Source organism: Pradoshia eiseniae (assembly GCF_002946355.1).
Lineage (GTDB): Bacteria > Bacillota > Bacilli > Bacillales > Pradoshiaceae > Pradoshia > Pradoshia eiseniae.
The window spans coordinates 549,753-564,933 of the sequence record NZ_PKOZ01000001.1 but is presented as its reverse complement, the minus strand read 5'-3'; the positions used below and the strand labels follow the sequence as shown (position 1 = coordinate 564,933).

The window sequence follows — 15,181 nt, the reverse complement described above, 5'->3', positions numbered from 1 at the left end:
TTTTCTTATCATATTAACTCTTGAAGATTGTACTAATGATTTTATCAACGGACATAGTGCTGTCGATTTCAAATACGCCTAGACGAAGCTTGCTCTCGACACCTTTTTTCTCAACAGCCTTAACGAAGCTGGATGCATCCTTAATGATTTTCCCAGCCACGAGGACCTGCGCTACATCACCGCTCGTCATGCCGCTCGCGACATTGATGATTGTTTTATAGACAACCTTGTCTGCATTCTTTTCGGCATCCTTTTCAGCTGCGGCTTTCGCTTCCTCTGTTGCTGCTGCTTTTGCTTTCTCTTCAGCAGCTGCGATTTCTTTGGAATATTCATCACTCGTCAAGACCACATAACCAGCAGTCTCAAGTTCGCTCTTCATATCCTCTTCAGATAATACCTCTGTTTCCGTAACCGTAGCTGATACGGTCTCTTCCTTTTTAGAAGTTTCTTTTGCATCGGCATCCTCTGAGGAGAAGAAATAAATTCCGCCAAGGATGGATGAAGCAACCAAGATGCCTGAAGCAAAGCTGCTCATTACTTTATGCGTCATTTGCTAGCTTCCTCCCTCTGTTCCTTCCGGAGTCATAAGGAGCCAGGATCTCTTCTACTTCCTGCTCAGCCAACTTCGTTTGAGCAGCGATACTCTTAATGGAATAGCCCCTCTTATAAAGGTCAAGCATCTTTCGCATTGTGCTGCGCGCCTCAGAGTTCAAGCCCATAACACCGGCTTCCTGAGCGGTAATTTCCTCGTCCATTTCTAGCTTCCGGATTTGCTCTTTCAATTGATTCGTCTCATCTAACATAACCGCATAGTATGTATCGATTTGTTTTTGATCGTCTCTTGACTGTTTTTTCATTTTTATGAAAGAAGCAATAAATAACACTGCGGAAACCGCAAATAAAATCACTAAAGCCATTTGCATCTGTCCATGTTCCTCCTACCTTAGAAATCTCTCATTCATTATACATGCAAAGTCGAGTTTTTTCGATGATATTCTCTAATCCCCAGAAAAACCCATCATTCTCCCTATACTTCCAGCTAACCCTTCATCCCTTCCAATTTAAATAGTTCCTTATTTATAGAATACGGCAGGAATACCAGCTTTTTGTATGTCGAATAGCACAAAATTTGTCGCATACTGCTGAAATATATGCTATACTCGTAGAGACCTAAAACTGCAAACATTTTACTTACCATTTTACATCGCCCTGCTGAAATTCAGCAGGGCATTTTTTTACGTGTCCTGCGCATCAATCACTTTATATAAAATTTCCGCAAGAAGCCCGCCGATTTCACACACTTTTTCAGATTTGAAAGCCATATCTTCGCAATATCTTTCTCGAGGGGAAGTTTTGAGGGTCTATGATTGCCTTCAAGGAAGTTATCCCTGCGGCCACAGCTTTCGTGATCAAGGCTCCGGCGATTTCTGTCCCATACCCCTTCCCCCAATGCTCCGGCCTATCATATAGCCAATTTCATCCTCTCCACCCTTTTTCTCATCAGGCGTTATATGACCAAGACCAAGGTATTCATGCGTACTAGCATCGAATATCTTATAAGAACCGCTATCTGCATATTTCTGATTGCGTTCAAGCAATGCTTTGAAATTTCCTTGCGCTTCCTCTAAAGGGATAGAGCGTTCCGTAATCTGGGCCATAACCCTTTCATCAGAAACGAGTGCAAAATAATAATGAAAATCGGATTGATGAAACTTCTCTAATACAATGCCCATCGTGTTCCCCCCATAAGTACTGAGAAAAATAAAAAAACAGACCCAATTACTCGGGTCTGTTTCGATAAGTTAAACTTATATTAGTTTTTTTGAACGTTAGTAGCTTGAGGTCCGCGTTGACCTTGTTCTACTTCGAAAGTTACTTCTTGACCTTCGTCAAGAGTTTTGAATCCTTCACCTTGGATCGCTGAGAAGTGAACGAATACATCGTCTCCACCTTCACGTTCGATAAATCCAAAACCTTTTTCTGCGTTAAACCATTTAACTTTACCTTGTTCCATGTTTGTTGCCTCCTAGTGCGATAGCACATTGTATTACTATCCTTGCTTATCGATCGTAAAGACGAAATATTGTTCAACTTTCAACCGTAACAAACAAAAATAATTCTTCCTTATAATAACAGGTTAGTGAAAAAAACGCAAACATTTTAGAAGCGTTTTCTTTCTTTTTCTTTTCTTAAGAATGAAAAACCTCTAGAATGAAATCGAAAGGCACATACATTTATTTTTTCCGCGTCACTAAAGGATTTCCTTGAACACTCTGAAGTATTCCGTTTGCATGGCACTACCCCTTATCTATCACGTCTTTCCGATAAATACCCGTTCATACAATAACTAGCCCGATGAGAAACAGGATTATAAACTGATAAAATAAAAACATTTCGGAGATGATGAATTTTGATAAAAGAAATAAACCTTCTATTCCCCCCTCGCAGCCTCAAGCAATATCGACTCAGTGTATAAAGACTATAGACAAATTCCGAACAGAAAGCTATTTGGCTGCCAAAAAGATAGCCAGTTAATCGGCTGCATAGGCGGGGAACAAAATAGTGATACTTTCATCATCCGGCATATCGCTGTTACCCAAGAGAAACGCGGCTGCGGCGTCGGCAGTTCTATGATTCAATTTATTTTAAATGATCCCTCAATCAAGACAGTCATCGCCGAAACAGACAAAGAAGCTGTCAGCTTCTACCGCAAATTCGGCTTCCACATTACCTCTTTAGGTGAAAAATACCCAGGAGTAGAGCGATTTGCTTGCCAATATACACTCAAGTAGCCTTACGCACAGCCTTCATAGAATATAACTGGATCCACACACCACCAGCCAGCACAACACTGAAGACAGCCATAATGACGGCTGTCGCTTGAAGGCTGAAGATTTCCGCAAACAATCCAAGCAAAAAGGTAAATAAGATTTGGATGCTGCCGAAAACAATTGTAGCCGCACTGCCGAACCGGCCCATTAAATGCGCCGGAACGTTCTGTTGATAATACGTTTCGTATCCTGTGTTACAAAAGGACATAACAAATCCAAGCAGGATAAAGCTTGCTATGCCAAGCCACAGGACGTTAGTTGCATAAAAAACGGTATAGAAAAACATCGTGAAGAAAAGGCCGAATCCAATATACGCTTTTACAGACAGTTTCGCCGTCAAGAATGCGGCTGCAATGCCGCCGGCAATGGCTCCTCCGCCTGTCAGCGCGACAATAATTCCGTATAAGCTATCTGATGCTCCGAGGTTCTGTTTAATGAAGGTCACCTCTTGAGAATCTAGGGCAAATGCAATCATTAAGGTCATTTGAAAGCCCACATAGAAAACGGCAAACGAACGATTGCCTCCGAGAAATCTCCATACCTCGATAAAATCCTTCCCTATAGCCGCAACCGTAATCGGGTTCCCCTTCAGCCTCTCTTCATCCTCCACCTTAGGCAAACGAGAAATAATGAGCGCACAAATAAAAAACGTCAGGCTGTTCAGCCAGATGGCAGCATCAGTACTATAGAAAAGGATGATGAGCCCCGCCAATGCTGGCCCGAGTAAAAAGGACCCAGAATTGAATGTCCCTAAGATGGCATTAAACCGCTGTCGCTCCTCGTTTGGGATGTGTTTCGTTATGTAGTATGTACTGCTTGGACCAAAGAAGCTTCCGGCTACATTGGCAATAAAGAATATGACATAAATGGAAGTAATGGAATCCATAAAGGGAATAAGCAGTATTAAGAATCCTCTAAGCAGGTCCGCCCATACCATCAACTTTTGTTTATCCATCCGGTCGATGAGCGACCCGGCAATGAAACTCGTCAATATCTTTGCCGTGGGCCCCACTATATAAATACCAGCCACCGCGCCGGGTGAATGGGTCAAATTCAGGACATATACATTCAAGGCGACAAGATACACCCAGTTCCCTAAATAGGAAACACCAAGCCCGCTGAGCAGCCAGTGATACTTCCTCCAGATCACTGAACTCCCTCCTTTTTTCTCACTCTACCTAAATACTATTCCCCCTAAGGGTTGAAATTCCCTTTTCCAAAAATGAAATAAGACCCTCCATTTAAGAGAGCCTTATCCATTTTCTCTATTAATATAGCGCAGCGCCCTGCTTAGCACAGTCGGCACAACCGAGATATGATTTTCACCAGGAGCTTCGATAAATGCCGCCCGAATCTTGCCGGAATCCTGCAGCCTTGCATACAGGTCCTCTGCATCCTGCCTTATACGCTCCTTCTCCTCAGATCCGACAGCCACAAAAAGACGCTGAGCATCAATCATAGATTGGCTTAAGAAGTCCTGCTCAAGCCCTTGCATCAAGCGGCGGTTCCACCAAAGTGACGGGCTGATTGCCATATAATTTTGATAGGCACCCGGCTTCGCAAAAAGCGCATAGACCGTAAAAAGGCCTCCAAGTGAATGGCCAAAAAGTGTTTGCTCCAGTCGATTTACCGGGTAGCGAGCTTCCACAAATGGCTTAATAACCTCCTCCAACGTACGAAGAAAATCCTCCGCACCGCCTGATTCTGGCCATGGCAGTCCATTTGGTCTCGTTGGCATATTCAGCGAATCCTTCTTAGGTGTATAATCCCAAAAACGTCTTGGATGGAACGGAAGATCTCCAGGATAGCCAACCGCACACACAATTGCTGGTCCTACTCCTGTCTTTTCATACCGTCTCGCCTGAAGGGAAACGATATCGGCTACCGTACGGAAATACGCATTTCCATCAAGCACATAAATAACCGGAAAGCCCTCTGGAGGCGGCGTTGTGTCTGGCTTGTATAGAAATAGCTCATAATCATCTATGCCATGCTGCTCTGTATGTCGCATTCCCTTCCCCTGCCTTTCTAGTTCGATAAGATTTCCTTATAGATTGTTTCATCCGTCACACTGTCATATCCCAAGCAGACAGGGACACCATCATAGGGATCCTTGATGATGCGCGCATCAATATCAAAGACATCCCGCAGCACATGAGAAGTCATAATTTCCTCCGGCTTGCCAATTGCCTTAATTTGACCTTCCTTCATCGCAACGAGCTGATCGGAGAAACGGGCAGCGTGATTGATGTCATGAAGCACCATGACGACTGTGCAGGCATGCTTCTGATTTAATCTCCGGACGTTTTTAAGAACATCAAGCTGATGGGCCATATCCAAATAGGTGGTCGGTTCATCCAATAGGAGCAAATCGGTCTCTTGGGCGAGGGCCATGGCAAGCCAAACCTTCTGCCTTTGCCCGCCCGATAATTGATCCAATTCCCGCGAACGGAAGGCTGTTGTTTTCGTGACCTCCATCGCCCATTCAATCACTTTCCAGTCAGCTGAGGTGAGCCTATGCCCCCTCTTTTGATGCGGGTATCTTCCATAGGATATGAGCTCCTCCACCTTTAGCTCGGAAGGCGCGGTCGGGTTTTGTGACAATAAGGCAAGCTTCTTTGCAATATCCTTTGTCGCCATCTGACTCAGGTTCTTCCCAAGCAGGAATACCTTGCCGGACTTTGGTCTCAGGATTCGCCCCATTGCTTTCAGCAGAGTGGATTTTCCGCAGCCATTTGGACCGATAATGGTTGTTATGCTTCCTTCATTAATAGAAAGGCACAGGTCACGGAAGACCGTTCGTTCCTCATAACGGGCCTCTAATTGTTCGACCGATAATATAGTTGCCATATACGCTTCCCTCCTATTGCTTCCTTTTCACGAGTAAATACAGAAAATAGGGCACACCAATTATGGAGACGACAATTCCCACCGGAATTTCATTGGGCGCGAAAGCCGTTTTCGCGATAAAGTCAGCGATGAGCACCAAGAGCATCCCAACGGCGCCGCTCACTGGAATGATAGACCGGTGCCTTGTTCCGACCAGGCTTCTTGCGATATGCGGTGCCATAAGCCCGATGAACGATATGCTTCCGGATACGGATACACAGCTGCTGATGATCCCGATGCTTGCCAGCAGCAGAATAGACTTTTCACGCTCGACCTTGACACCGATGCTCGTTACGGTTGCTTCCTCGAGCTGGAACAAATCAAGCAGATGCGCCTTCTGGAAAACCACTGGCACCAAGATAAGGAGCCAAGGCAGCATCGACAAAATATAAATCCAATTCGCATTATAAATGCTCCCAGAAATCCATACCGTCGCCATTTCAAAATCAGCCGACTTCATCTTCAAGGACAAATATAAGGACAGTGCCCCAAACCCGGATCCAATTGCGATGCCCGTCAGCAAAAGGCGCTCTGTATCAAGCCTTCCCCCTTTAAAAGAGAAGAAATAAATCGTCAAGGCAGCGATTAACCCTCCGACAAGGCCGAATATAGGCTGCAACATAATGCCCATTGTGCCAAGATCACTTATCTGCCCTTGAAAGAAGAACATAAAGATGACAATGGCCGCTCCTGCTCCAGCATTAATGCCAAGGATGCCAGAATCAGCAAGCCCATTGCGGGTAATCCCCTGAATGACCGTCCCTGCCACCCCGAGACCCATGCCAACGAGCGCGGCAATCACAATCCTCGGGAGCCGAAAATCAAAGATAATCAGTTCGAACCTCGGGTCATCATTGGTACCGAGCAATGTCCCAACCACCTCACCGACAGTCATATCAAATGCCCCATTCGTTAAGCTGATATAGATTGTCACCACAATTAAAAGGGCAAAGACAGACAGCGTACCAAACAGACGCTTCTTCTTACGCATGCTTTCCTCCTCCCTTCGTCCGAATTAAGTAGAGGAAGAACGGAACACCAATTATGGCTGTGACGACACCAATCGGCGTTTCAAATGGATAATTGATGAAGCGGCTGGCCAAATCACAGCAGGCCAGAAAAATGGCCCCGATTACGCCCGAACAAGGAATGAGCCAGCGATAATCAACCCCAACCAAAAAGCGTGTGATATGGGGAATGATTAGTCCTACAAAGCCAATCTTTCCGACAAGCGCAACAGCCGTCCCAGTCATCGCGATGACCGCAATCATCGCCAATGCCTTCACGACCGTTGTACGCTGCCCCAAGCTAACAGCCGTCTCATCGCCAAGGGAGAGAATCGTCAATGAACCTGACAGAAGCAAGGCGAGAATGAACCCGACGAGTCCTAGCGGCAAGGCCAAAAGCAGCATGTCCATATCTGCCTGATGAAGCTTGGCATTATACCAGAAGCTAATGTCCTGTGAGATTTGGAAATAGGTCGCCATCAATGCTGACAGGCTACTCAGGAATGTTCCAATCACCGTCCCAATAATGGCGAGACGCACCGGGGACAAGCCGCCCCGGAGCAGGGAACCGAAACCAAAGACAATCAAAGCGCCAAAGGCAGAACCTGCCATCGACAGCATAATCATCGTCAGATTGGAGGCTCCAGGCAAAAGGATCATCGCAATCGTGATAAAGAAGGCAGAACCATCGGTAACCCCCATGATAGAGGGCGAAGCAAGATAATTACGGGTCATCCCTTGCATGACAGCTCCCGAAATAGCCAAGAACGCTCCAACCAATAAGGCCGCCAATACTCTTGGCAGCCTAGAGGTCACGATAATGGCATGGTCGACATTTTCCCGGTCGTAATGCAGAATCGCATCAAGCACAATCGAGAAGCTCATATCCTTTGCCCCATAAAGGACAGACAAGATGACCACCGCCACCATAATGAAGGGAGCGACAATGAGGATGGCTATAGGCTGGGCAGGCTTCCATTGTGCACTCTTTTCCTTACCCGTAATCATTACTTGCTCAAGTTTTGCTGAACGGCTTCAAGGAATTTTGTCTTGCTCCAGGCTGTTCCGCCTTGGGCGAGCGGTTCAACGCTATTGACGAAAACTTGATCAGTTTTTACGGCATCAAGCCCATTCCAAATCGCATTCTTTTGAAGCTCGTCTAAGGCTTCCGGTTTATCCGCATTTTCGCTTTCTTCAAACTGAAGGAAGATATAGTCCGGATTCATTTCCGCTAATTTTTCAAGCGAGATTGCTTCCTGTGCTTTTGCAGCAGCCACTTCATCCGGAACCGCAAAGCCAAGATCAGTGTATAATACCGGGTTTAAGTATAAGTCAGTTCCATAGATCATTAGATTGCCGGCACGAAGGCGTATGACAACCACTTCTTTGTCCTTCATTGATTCAGAGACAGCATCCTTCACTTTTGCGGCATCTGCCTTGTAATCCTCAAGAATCTTCTTTGCTTCATCCTCTTTACCGGTCAGCTCAGCAACCGCTGTTAAGTTTGCTTCCCAGTCGGTTGACACATGGGAGATCGGCATCATTGGCGCGATTTTCTCAAGCTGTGTTTTTACATCTTCCTGAAATTTAGATGTACCAAGAATGATATCCGGATTCAAACCAAGAATGGCCTCATAATTCGGCTGTCTCTTATCACCGATAAGTTCAGCCCCTTCTAGGTCCTCAGCTAAATAGGAAGGAAGCTCATCACCCACAGCAAGGGCTCCAGCCGGCTTCACGCCTAACAGAGCCAAGTCTTCCATAGATTCAAGGCTCGCAGCCACGATCGTCGGTTCAGCCGGCACCTTATACTCCTTGTCCATATATGTAACGGTATGCTCCTTTGGCTCCGCTTCAACCTGTTTCGACTTGCCGCTTGTAGCCTCGTCCTCTCCACATGCAGCTAAGAAGAGTGCTAATGCAGCAGTAAACCCAACCTTCCAAAATTTCTTCATATGCCCTAACTCCTTTGTCAAAATAATATGTATTGATAGTGATATTGATAATCATTATCATTTATATACATTACCACTTCCTGCAATCTTTTCAAGAAAAAATCAGTCTTTTTGGAAAATTAGGTATAAAGATTCAATTTATTCTTACTAGTTAGCAAGTATTAAGAAATAACAGTCTCTCACATAGCGATGAGATAATAGTTTTTTGAAATAGGATGGAATGTGGCATCTTCTCTTGGCAGGGGCAAGGAATTCAGGTAGATACTAGGAGCATAAAGACGATAATATTCGATGAATTCGAGGATTATGAAAATATCAATAAAGGAAGGCTGTTTTCATACAGATTTCTCTTGAAACAATATTTTCAGTATTATATTATATTAAAAAAGTAAGATATGTTTTAAAGCAAGGAGGCTATATCATGTTTAAAAATCCAGCTATATGGACAATTATAACCGCTATTATTACAGCTCTTGTTTATATTGATGTCTTTTATCTTGACCTCTTTATATTCACTATTCCTTTAGCCGTTGTCATTGCTCTTATTTCTACCATTGTCGCCGTAAAACAAAAACAATATATTTATATATTTTTCAATATACCATTAGCGATCATTGCATGTGCGTGCTATGTCATATTCCCTTGGTAAAAATCAGCTTTCAAAGGATGCCTCATTCAGGTGTCCTTTTTTTATTTGTCTAAAATGATGAAGGGAATCGCATGTTCCAAAACTTCTGCTGGATAGGTAAGACAACGCAAGTCCTTTCTCAGCAATCTAAAGCTGCATGCAGTCAAAAGAAAACCGAAGGCACTAAATTGCCTTCGGTCATATGTTTGATGGGTTAGATAGAAACGCCATTAACTTCTTTGATTTTATTAGCTACTGCAACAGTCAGCTCTTCAGCTGTTTTCGGAACGAAGTTCTTTAGGATAGAGTTCACCATAGGTCCCATCGCGCCACCTGCTGTGATATCAAGATTGCCTGTCATGGTTGTATTATTCTCATCGATTGCTTCTGCCTGGAAGTAGCCGCCGCCTTTAAAATTATCGGATAATCCTTTCAAATTAAAGGTTACAGTTGTCGGCTCTTTCCACTCTGTAATATCAATCTTCAGCTTGACAGTTTTCTTCATGAATCCTAGGTCTCCCTTAAACGCCCAAGTAGATTCATTTTCATTAATAATCTCATGCTCAATATAACCCGGAACAAGCGGTGCCCACTTGTCCATATCGCTTACGAATGTCCAAATTTCCTGAATTCCTACTGGTAATTGTACTGTATGTGTTCCTGCTGGCATGTGAAATGTCCCCTTTTTATAATGGTTTAGTTAACTTCTTTCCCTTGGTTACTCTGCTTTGCCAATCGCTAAGCCGGCAAGATAGCCGAATGTGATAGCTGGTCCAATTGTTCCGCCAGCACTCACATATGATTGTCCAAAGATACCCATTGCTGCGTTTCCGGCTGCATACAATCCTTTAATAGCTTTGCCGCGGTGATTAAGCACTTGGCCATTCTCATTAATGCGCGGTCCGCCATTCGTTCCTAATGAACCGTAGTAGACAGGAACGGCATAGAATGGTGCCTTTTCAATCTTGCCAAGGTTTCTCTCTGGTGTTCCTCCGCCAATTTCGAGTCCTTCAAAGAAGGTTGTCCCGCGGTGGAAGTCAGTATCCTCTCCTGCTTCAACCTGTTCGTTCCAGCGGTTAACCGTTGCTTCAAGCGCATCTGCATCAATATTGATTTTCTCTGCCAATTCACGGATGCTTTCAGCCTGTGGTACCCATTCAGGAGCCTCTTCACCAGGCATCATCGTGATGATCATCGTACGGTCCTTCATCTGCTGGTCAAAGACCATCCAGTTGTTCTTCTCGTTTGGCCACTCCACATTGACTGGGTCATAATGATGGAATGCTTTTGGTAGATCATTATAGGTAGAACCTTCATGAACGAAGCGTTTACCTTTACTGTTGACGAAGATGCTGTTAGGGCCGAAACGTCCGCTGCCGCCCAATTGGTTCATGACGCGATCTTCATATTCAAAGGTTGGATCCTGCATCGCTGGATACCACCATGCTTCACTCATATTACCCAAGGCTGCGCCTGCTTCCATCGCCATGATCAGCCCGTCTCCCTCATTGCCCCAAGGAGTAAGCGGGTGCGTGATTTCGCCTTTTAAGAAAGTCTTGATCAATTCTTTATTCCATTCGAATCCGCCAGAGCCCATGATAACCCCTTTGGATGTGCCGATGTAGATTTTTTCATCTCCTTGCTCTGCAACAAGGCCGATTACGTCTCCCTCATCGTTCAAGACAAGCTCTTTCCCTGGTGTTTCCAAAATGATTTCAATACCGCGGTCAAGGCAGCCTTTCACCATGGAGGCAATCAAGGAACGTCCCATTGTAACGATATTATTTTCCATCCGCTCGGCAATCTTCATGAAGTCGATTCCGCCCTTTGCTCCGCCCTCTTCAAGCGTTAAAGGAGGGAATGTCGGGTTATTACGGATTAAAGCGCCGTATTCTCCGATTTCGTTCATGTCATATGGCAGCGGGTCAAGAGAGCGGCCTGCCTTTGTGCCTTCGAAATATCCATAATACTCTGGATAGTTTTCCGGTACAGCAAAACGGACTGGTGTATTTTCATGCAAATAGTCAATCGCTTTGTAAGCGTTATCAACATATACTTCAAGCAGCTCAGGATCTGGTTCTTTTCCTCCTGTGATTCTGCGAATGTATTTCAAGGCATCTTCTCGAGTATCCTCAATACCCTTTTCCTTCATATAACGATTCATTGGAATCCAAGGTACCCCGCCCGAGAAGGCTGTTGTTCCGCCGATTTGATGTGTTTTCTCTAAAACTAGTACTTTTAACCCCTGATCATGCGCCGTGATGGCAGCTGTTAAGGCCGCACCGCCTGTGCCCATGACCACAACGTCAACTTCGCGGTTCCATTTCTCTGGTTTTCTCGCTGGCATAGCCGTTCTCCTCCTAAATGTAAGTATGATGACAATCCTGCAGAAACTAACTCCCTAAATGGTCGTTTCCATAAAATGATAGTTCAACTATCATTTTCATTTACATCCTACCAAAAGATTTATTAGCTTGTAAAATAATTCGCTTACAATTTTTTATTTTAGAAAAATTCAAGTTTATGATAAGGTTTATATCGTGGACAATAGTATGAGGTGATAATGAAATGGCCAGCCATTTAAGCAATAGAGAACTAGCGAAGAAAAAAAGAAAAGAAACCATATTGGCTGCGGCCGAGAAACTGTTTCTTCATAAAGGTATCGATAATACGACAATGGACGAGATTGCAAAGGAAGCCGATATTGGGATTGCGACATTATTCCGTTACTTCCCGAAGAAGGAGATCATTATCCAGACTGTCGCAACGGCCAAACTGCAAATCCTGATGGATGCCTTAAAGGAGATTGAGCAACAAACTTCCTCCTGCATGGAAATGATGACAGCCGTCATGGATTTCTTTATTAACCAAATGTCCGAAGATGAGGGTGCCTTGCCTAAGCTGCTCGATAATTTCATCAACTATAAGGCCGTCGCCATTGATTCATTTGATGACCTCGACATGTACTACGAAATGCGGGATGAGATATCCATCGTATTCACTCGCATGATTGATAAGCACAAAAACGACGGGACCATCAAGCAGGAGCTGAGTACAGCTCAAATATTATCTACCATTCTAAGTAATTTCTCCGTATTTACATTCAAGCTTTCCCTAAAAGGAAACGAGAAACTGCCAGCACCTGAGCTTACTTCTGAGGAACAATTAATCATCATGAAGCGCGTCTTCCTGGATTATTTAAGACCGTAACAATTTCCATTAAGTTTCCGAATTAGTACATTTTACTAATCCCTGCTATAATATTCATTTGTAAGAGAACAGTATCTGAAAAATCACCTTTTTAATACGTATATCTTGCAAATATAAATTTAGGGTGGTAAGAACATGAGTAAGTACAGAGTATTGCTGTATTATTACTACACTCCGATTGAGGAGCCAGTAGAATTTGCGGCGGAGCATTTAGCGTTTTGCAAGGAGATTGGCTTAAAGGGCCGTATCCTCGTTGCCAAGGAAGGCATTAACGGCACCGTGTCAGGAGATTATGAACAGACACAGGCCTATATGGACAAAATGAAAAGCGATCCTAATTTCAAGGATATCGTTTTCAAGATTGATGAATCTGACGGGCACGCCTTTAAGAAGATGCATGTGCGCCCGCGCCCAGAACTCGTGAATCTAAGCTTAGAGGATGACATTAATCCAAATGAGCTGACAGGACGCTACTTAAGCCCGAAGGAATTCTTTGAAGGCCTGCAGGATGAGAACACCATTGTCCTTGATGCCCGCAATGATTATGAATATGATCTTGGCCATTTCCGCGGCTCGATTAAACCGGATATCAAGAACTTCCGTGAGCTTCCGCAATGGGTACGCGATAACCGCGATATGTTTGAAGGCAAGAAAATCTTGACCTACTGCACAGGCGGAATCCGCTGTGAGAAATTCTCCGGCTGGCTCGTGCGCGAAGGCTTCGAGGATGTCGGCCAGCTCCATGGCGGCATCGCGACATATGGGAAGGATCCGGAAGTTAAGGGGCAGCTTTGGGACGGACAAATGTATGTCTTTGACGAGCGCATTGCCGTGCCGATCAACCAGGTTGAGCATGTCATTGTCGGCCGTGACCACTTCACTGGCGAGCCTTGCGAGCGCTACGTGAATTGCGCCAACCCAGAGTGCAATGATCAAATTCTCTGCAGTGAAGAGAATGAGCACAAATACATGCGCAGCTGCAGCCATGAATGCCGCACCCATCCTCGTAACCGCTACGTTGTTGAGCATGATTTATCGGAAGAAGACGTACAGGAACGATTAAGCAAGCTTGAAGCAGCATCTGTAAGCTAAGCTGCTGAATGATATTAAGAGGAGAAATGTTGAGTACCAGCATTTCTCCTCTTTTTTGTTGTCGTTTAAGCGGAATGTCTGGCAAAATAGTGTCTTAAGAATAACGTTTTTGTTCCTCGTTATACTCTCATCATTGCTCAATTGGGCAAAACTTCAATCTTTAAGGACGAAAAATTTCCAAATATGGCCGAACACCTATATTAAGAGCGAAAACTTTTCTTTATGAGCGAAACAATAGCCGTAAAGGCAGTAATCATGCGACATGTGGTATATGATCAATGTATGAGTGAAAGCGGAGATTTTTTGGCAGAATCTCACTAAAAGCATAAAAAAGGATTATCTTCTAATATTTGGGGTATGAGCGAAAAGGAGGGTTTTTACCTAGAGGAAGAATGAGCAAAAATCCTCAAATCTTTTTCATAACCATGATAGGAGGCCATATGAAGAATAGCATAAAAATCGCCAGCGCCTTTATCGGAATTATAATTGGCGCAGGCTTTGCATCAGGACAAGAGATTTTGCAATATTTCACAAGCTTTGGCATGATGGGGACCGTTGGTGCGGCCATCTCCATCGTTTTATTCGGATTTTTAGGGATGGTCTTAACAAAGATTGGCAGCAGGCTTGATACCGATTCCCATAAGGAAGTCATTTATAAGATCAGTGGGCGCTATTTAGGGATCCTCATTGATTCTATCCTCGTATTTATCCTTTTCGGCATAGGAGTGGTCATGATTTCCGGCTCCGGTTCAATCTTTGCCCAGCAATTCGGGATGCCGCAATATGTGGGTATCATTCTCATGACTGTCCTTGTATTGATCGCCATCTTATCCAATGTCGATCAGGTCGTAAAGATTATCGCCTCCATTACCCCTTTTCTCATTATTGGTGTCGTGGTCCTATTCGTGTATAGTCTGGCAACGAAGGATTATTCCTTCATGGAATTAGATGCCTTGGCGAAGGAGCAGCCTTCTGCCACCGCTCATTGGTTCACATCCGTCATTAATTATGTTTCACTCGCCATTACAATGGGCGCGTCGATGACACTCGTAATGGGCGGTGATGAATCGAAGGAGCGAATTGCCTCATACGGCGGTATGCTAGGCGGTATCGGAGTCGGTATCCTTATTGTCATTCACCATCTGGCCATTCTTGCCAAGATTGATGTGGTTGGAGATTACGATATGCCATCCCTCGGGCTTGCTAATCATATTTCCCCGATTTTTGGCGTCATCTACTCTGTCATTCTGTTCGGGATGATTTTTAATTCAGCCGTTAGCATGTTCTTCTCGTTCGGTACTCGCTTCTTTACACCGAAAACGAAGAAATTTAATTGGTTTGTCGGCGGTACTTTGCTGATTGCATTTGGAGCCAGCTTCTTCGGATTCAAGCAATTAGTCTCCATCTTCTATCCCCTTTTCGGCTATTTGGGCATGATTCTGATAGCAATCCTTATTATTGCGTTTATTCGGATGCGGCCATTAAAGGAAATAGAGAAGGAATGATTTAAGGAGGGGAGCATGGAAAGAAGATGCTCCCTTCTCTTTGTTTGTTTTTCCTTTCCGTAAG

At 44.4% G+C, this 15,181-nt stretch carries 16 protein-coding genes and 1 pseudogene; 5 read left to right on the top strand and 12 right to left on the bottom strand.

What is annotated here, in order from left to right:
- Positions 1-13: 13 nt before the first annotated feature.
- From CYL18_RS02740 to CYL18_RS02725, 4 genes and pseudogenes are all read right to left on the bottom strand, one after another.
- Complete coding sequence (locus tag CYL18_RS02740; protein ID WP_104847918.1) at positions 14-550, bottom strand: aminodeoxychorismate lyase; 537 nt, start codon at positions 548-550, stop codon at positions 14-16.
- Entirely contained in the window at positions 540-923 is a 384-nt protein-coding gene (locus tag CYL18_RS02735) for a hypothetical protein (RefSeq protein WP_104847917.1), read from the bottom strand. The genes CYL18_RS02740 and CYL18_RS02735 overlap by 11 nt, the downstream gene beginning before the upstream one ends.
- 312 nt (positions 924-1,235) lie before the next feature.
- Positions 1,236-1,733, bottom strand: a pseudogene (locus CYL18_RS02730) (GNAT family N-acetyltransferase).
- Between the two features lie 80 nt (positions 1,734-1,813).
- On the bottom strand, positions 1,814-2,014 hold the full coding sequence (locus CYL18_RS02725) for a cold-shock protein (protein WP_049670461.1): 201 nt from the start codon (positions 2,012-2,014) through the stop codon (positions 1,814-1,816).
- A 454-nt stretch (positions 2,015-2,468) separates the two neighbouring features.
- Between CYL18_RS02725 and CYL18_RS02720 the strand changes: the two genes are divergently transcribed.
- Positions 2,469-2,792 carry a GNAT family N-acetyltransferase gene (locus tag CYL18_RS02720; RefSeq protein WP_161497064.1) on the top strand — a complete coding sequence of 108 codons (324 nt, stop codon included), beginning with the start codon at positions 2,469-2,471 and terminating at the stop codon, positions 2,790-2,792.
- Here the strand turns inward: CYL18_RS02720 and CYL18_RS02715 are convergent.
- The 6 genes from CYL18_RS02715 to CYL18_RS02690 form a co-directional block, all read right to left on the bottom strand.
- A complete protein-coding gene (locus CYL18_RS02715; protein ID WP_104847915.1) occupies positions 2,785-3,981 on the bottom strand; it encodes an MFS transporter in 1,197 nt (398 codons plus the stop codon). The two genes, CYL18_RS02720 and CYL18_RS02715, sit on opposite strands and share 8 nt — an antisense overlap.
- A 102-nt stretch (positions 3,982-4,083) precedes the next feature.
- Complete coding sequence (locus CYL18_RS02710) at positions 4,084-4,842, bottom strand: alpha/beta hydrolase (RefSeq protein WP_104847914.1); 759 nt, start codon at positions 4,840-4,842, stop codon at positions 4,084-4,086.
- A 17-nt stretch (positions 4,843-4,859) separates the two neighbouring features.
- The gene (locus CYL18_RS02705; protein WP_104847913.1) at positions 4,860-5,681 is read right to left on the bottom strand and encodes an ABC transporter ATP-binding protein; all 822 of its coding nucleotides are present in this window, start codon (positions 5,679-5,681) and stop codon (positions 4,860-4,862) included.
- A gap of 13 nt (positions 5,682-5,694) precedes the next feature.
- Positions 5,695-6,711, bottom strand: coding sequence for a FecCD family ABC transporter permease (locus CYL18_RS02700; protein WP_104847912.1), 1,017 nt, complete (start codon positions 6,709-6,711; stop codon positions 5,695-5,697).
- Complete coding sequence (locus CYL18_RS02695) at positions 6,704-7,735, bottom strand: FecCD family ABC transporter permease (protein WP_104847911.1); 1,032 nt, start codon at positions 7,733-7,735, stop codon at positions 6,704-6,706. The genes CYL18_RS02700 and CYL18_RS02695 overlap by 8 nt, the downstream gene beginning before the upstream one ends.
- Positions 7,735-8,682 carry an iron-hydroxamate ABC transporter substrate-binding protein gene (locus tag CYL18_RS02690; RefSeq protein WP_104847910.1) on the bottom strand — a complete coding sequence of 316 codons (948 nt, stop codon included), beginning with the start codon at positions 8,680-8,682 and terminating at the stop codon, positions 7,735-7,737. The genes CYL18_RS02695 and CYL18_RS02690 overlap by 1 nt, the downstream gene beginning before the upstream one ends.
- Before the next feature lie 421 nt (positions 8,683-9,103).
- Here CYL18_RS02690 and CYL18_RS02685 point away from each other — a divergent pair, with 421 nt between their 5' ends.
- A complete protein-coding gene (locus tag CYL18_RS02685; protein WP_104847909.1) occupies positions 9,104-9,331 on the top strand; it encodes a hypothetical protein in 228 nt (75 codons plus the stop codon).
- 193 nt (positions 9,332-9,524) lie between these two features.
- On the opposite strand, the gene CYL18_RS02680 is transcribed toward CYL18_RS02685, so the two are convergent.
- A complete protein-coding gene (locus CYL18_RS02680) occupies positions 9,525-9,980 on the bottom strand; it encodes a CoxG family protein (protein ID WP_104847908.1) in 456 nt (151 codons plus the stop codon).
- A 48-nt stretch (positions 9,981-10,028) separates the two neighbouring features.
- Positions 10,029-11,657 carry an FAD-binding protein gene (locus CYL18_RS02675; protein ID WP_104847907.1) on the bottom strand — a complete coding sequence of 543 codons (1,629 nt, stop codon included), beginning with the start codon at positions 11,655-11,657 and terminating at the stop codon, positions 10,029-10,031.
- Positions 11,658-11,878: 221 nt separating this feature from the next.
- On the opposite strand from CYL18_RS02675, the gene CYL18_RS02670 reads away from it, so the two are divergent.
- From CYL18_RS02670 to CYL18_RS02660, 3 genes are all read left to right on the top strand, one after another.
- The gene (locus CYL18_RS02670) at positions 11,879-12,520 is read left to right on the top strand and encodes a TetR/AcrR family transcriptional regulator (RefSeq protein WP_104847906.1); all 642 of its coding nucleotides are present in this window, start codon (positions 11,879-11,881) and stop codon (positions 12,518-12,520) included.
- Positions 12,521-12,655: 135 nt separating this feature from the next.
- The gene (gene trhO / locus CYL18_RS02665) at positions 12,656-13,612 is read left to right on the top strand and encodes an oxygen-dependent tRNA uridine(34) hydroxylase TrhO (RefSeq protein ID WP_104847905.1); all 957 of its coding nucleotides are present in this window, start codon (positions 12,656-12,658) and stop codon (positions 13,610-13,612) included.
- 440 nt (positions 13,613-14,052) lie between these two features.
- Positions 14,053-15,117 carry a YkvI family membrane protein gene (locus CYL18_RS02660; protein WP_104848338.1) on the top strand — a complete coding sequence of 355 codons (1,065 nt, stop codon included), beginning with the start codon at positions 14,053-14,055 and terminating at the stop codon, positions 15,115-15,117.
- Positions 15,118-15,181: the final 64 nt, after the last annotated feature.

What these genes read in the sequence shown, in the direction of transcription:
- trhO (WP_104847905.1), top strand. Translation starts at nt 12,656, where the DNA reads ATGAGTAAGTACAGAGTATTGCTGTATTATTACTACACTCCGATTGAG.
- CYL18_RS02690 (WP_104847910.1), bottom strand. Translation starts at nt 8,682, where the DNA reads ATGAAGAAATTTTGGAAGGTTGGGTTTACTGCTGCATTAGCACTCTTC.
- CYL18_RS02705 (WP_104847913.1), bottom strand. Translation starts at nt 5,681, where the DNA reads ATGGCAACTATATTATCGGTCGAACAATTAGAGGCCCGTTATGAGGAA.
- CYL18_RS02700 (WP_104847912.1), bottom strand. Translation starts at nt 6,711, where the DNA reads ATGCGTAAGAAGAAGCGTCTGTTTGGTACGCTGTCTGTCTTTGCCCTT.
- CYL18_RS02740 (WP_104847918.1), bottom strand. Translation starts at nt 550, where the DNA reads ATGACGCATAAAGTAATGAGCAGCTTTGCTTCAGGCATCTTGGTTGCT.
- CYL18_RS02660 (WP_104848338.1), top strand. Translation starts at nt 14,053, where the DNA reads ATGAAGAATAGCATAAAAATCGCCAGCGCCTTTATCGGAATTATAATT.
- CYL18_RS02675 (WP_104847907.1), bottom strand. Translation starts at nt 11,657, where the DNA reads ATGCCAGCGAGAAAACCAGAGAAATGGAACCGCGAAGTTGACGTTGTG.
- CYL18_RS02685 (WP_104847909.1), top strand. Translation starts at nt 9,104, where the DNA reads ATGTTTAAAAATCCAGCTATATGGACAATTATAACCGCTATTATTACA.
- CYL18_RS02695 (WP_104847911.1), bottom strand. Translation starts at nt 7,735, where the DNA reads ATGATTACGGGTAAGGAAAAGAGTGCACAATGGAAGCCTGCCCAGCCT.
- CYL18_RS02670 (WP_104847906.1), top strand. Translation starts at nt 11,879, where the DNA reads ATGGCCAGCCATTTAAGCAATAGAGAACTAGCGAAGAAAAAAAGAAAA.
- CYL18_RS02725 (WP_049670461.1), bottom strand. Translation starts at nt 2,014, where the DNA reads ATGGAACAAGGTAAAGTTAAATGGTTTAACGCAGAAAAAGGTTTTGGA.
- CYL18_RS02710 (WP_104847914.1), bottom strand. Translation starts at nt 4,842, where the DNA reads ATGCGACATACAGAGCAGCATGGCATAGATGATTATGAGCTATTTCTA.
- CYL18_RS02735 (WP_104847917.1), bottom strand. Translation starts at nt 923, where the DNA reads ATGCAAATGGCTTTAGTGATTTTATTTGCGGTTTCCGCAGTGTTATTT.
- CYL18_RS02680 (WP_104847908.1), bottom strand. Translation starts at nt 9,980, where the DNA reads ATGCCAGCAGGAACACATACAGTACAATTACCAGTAGGAATTCAGGAA.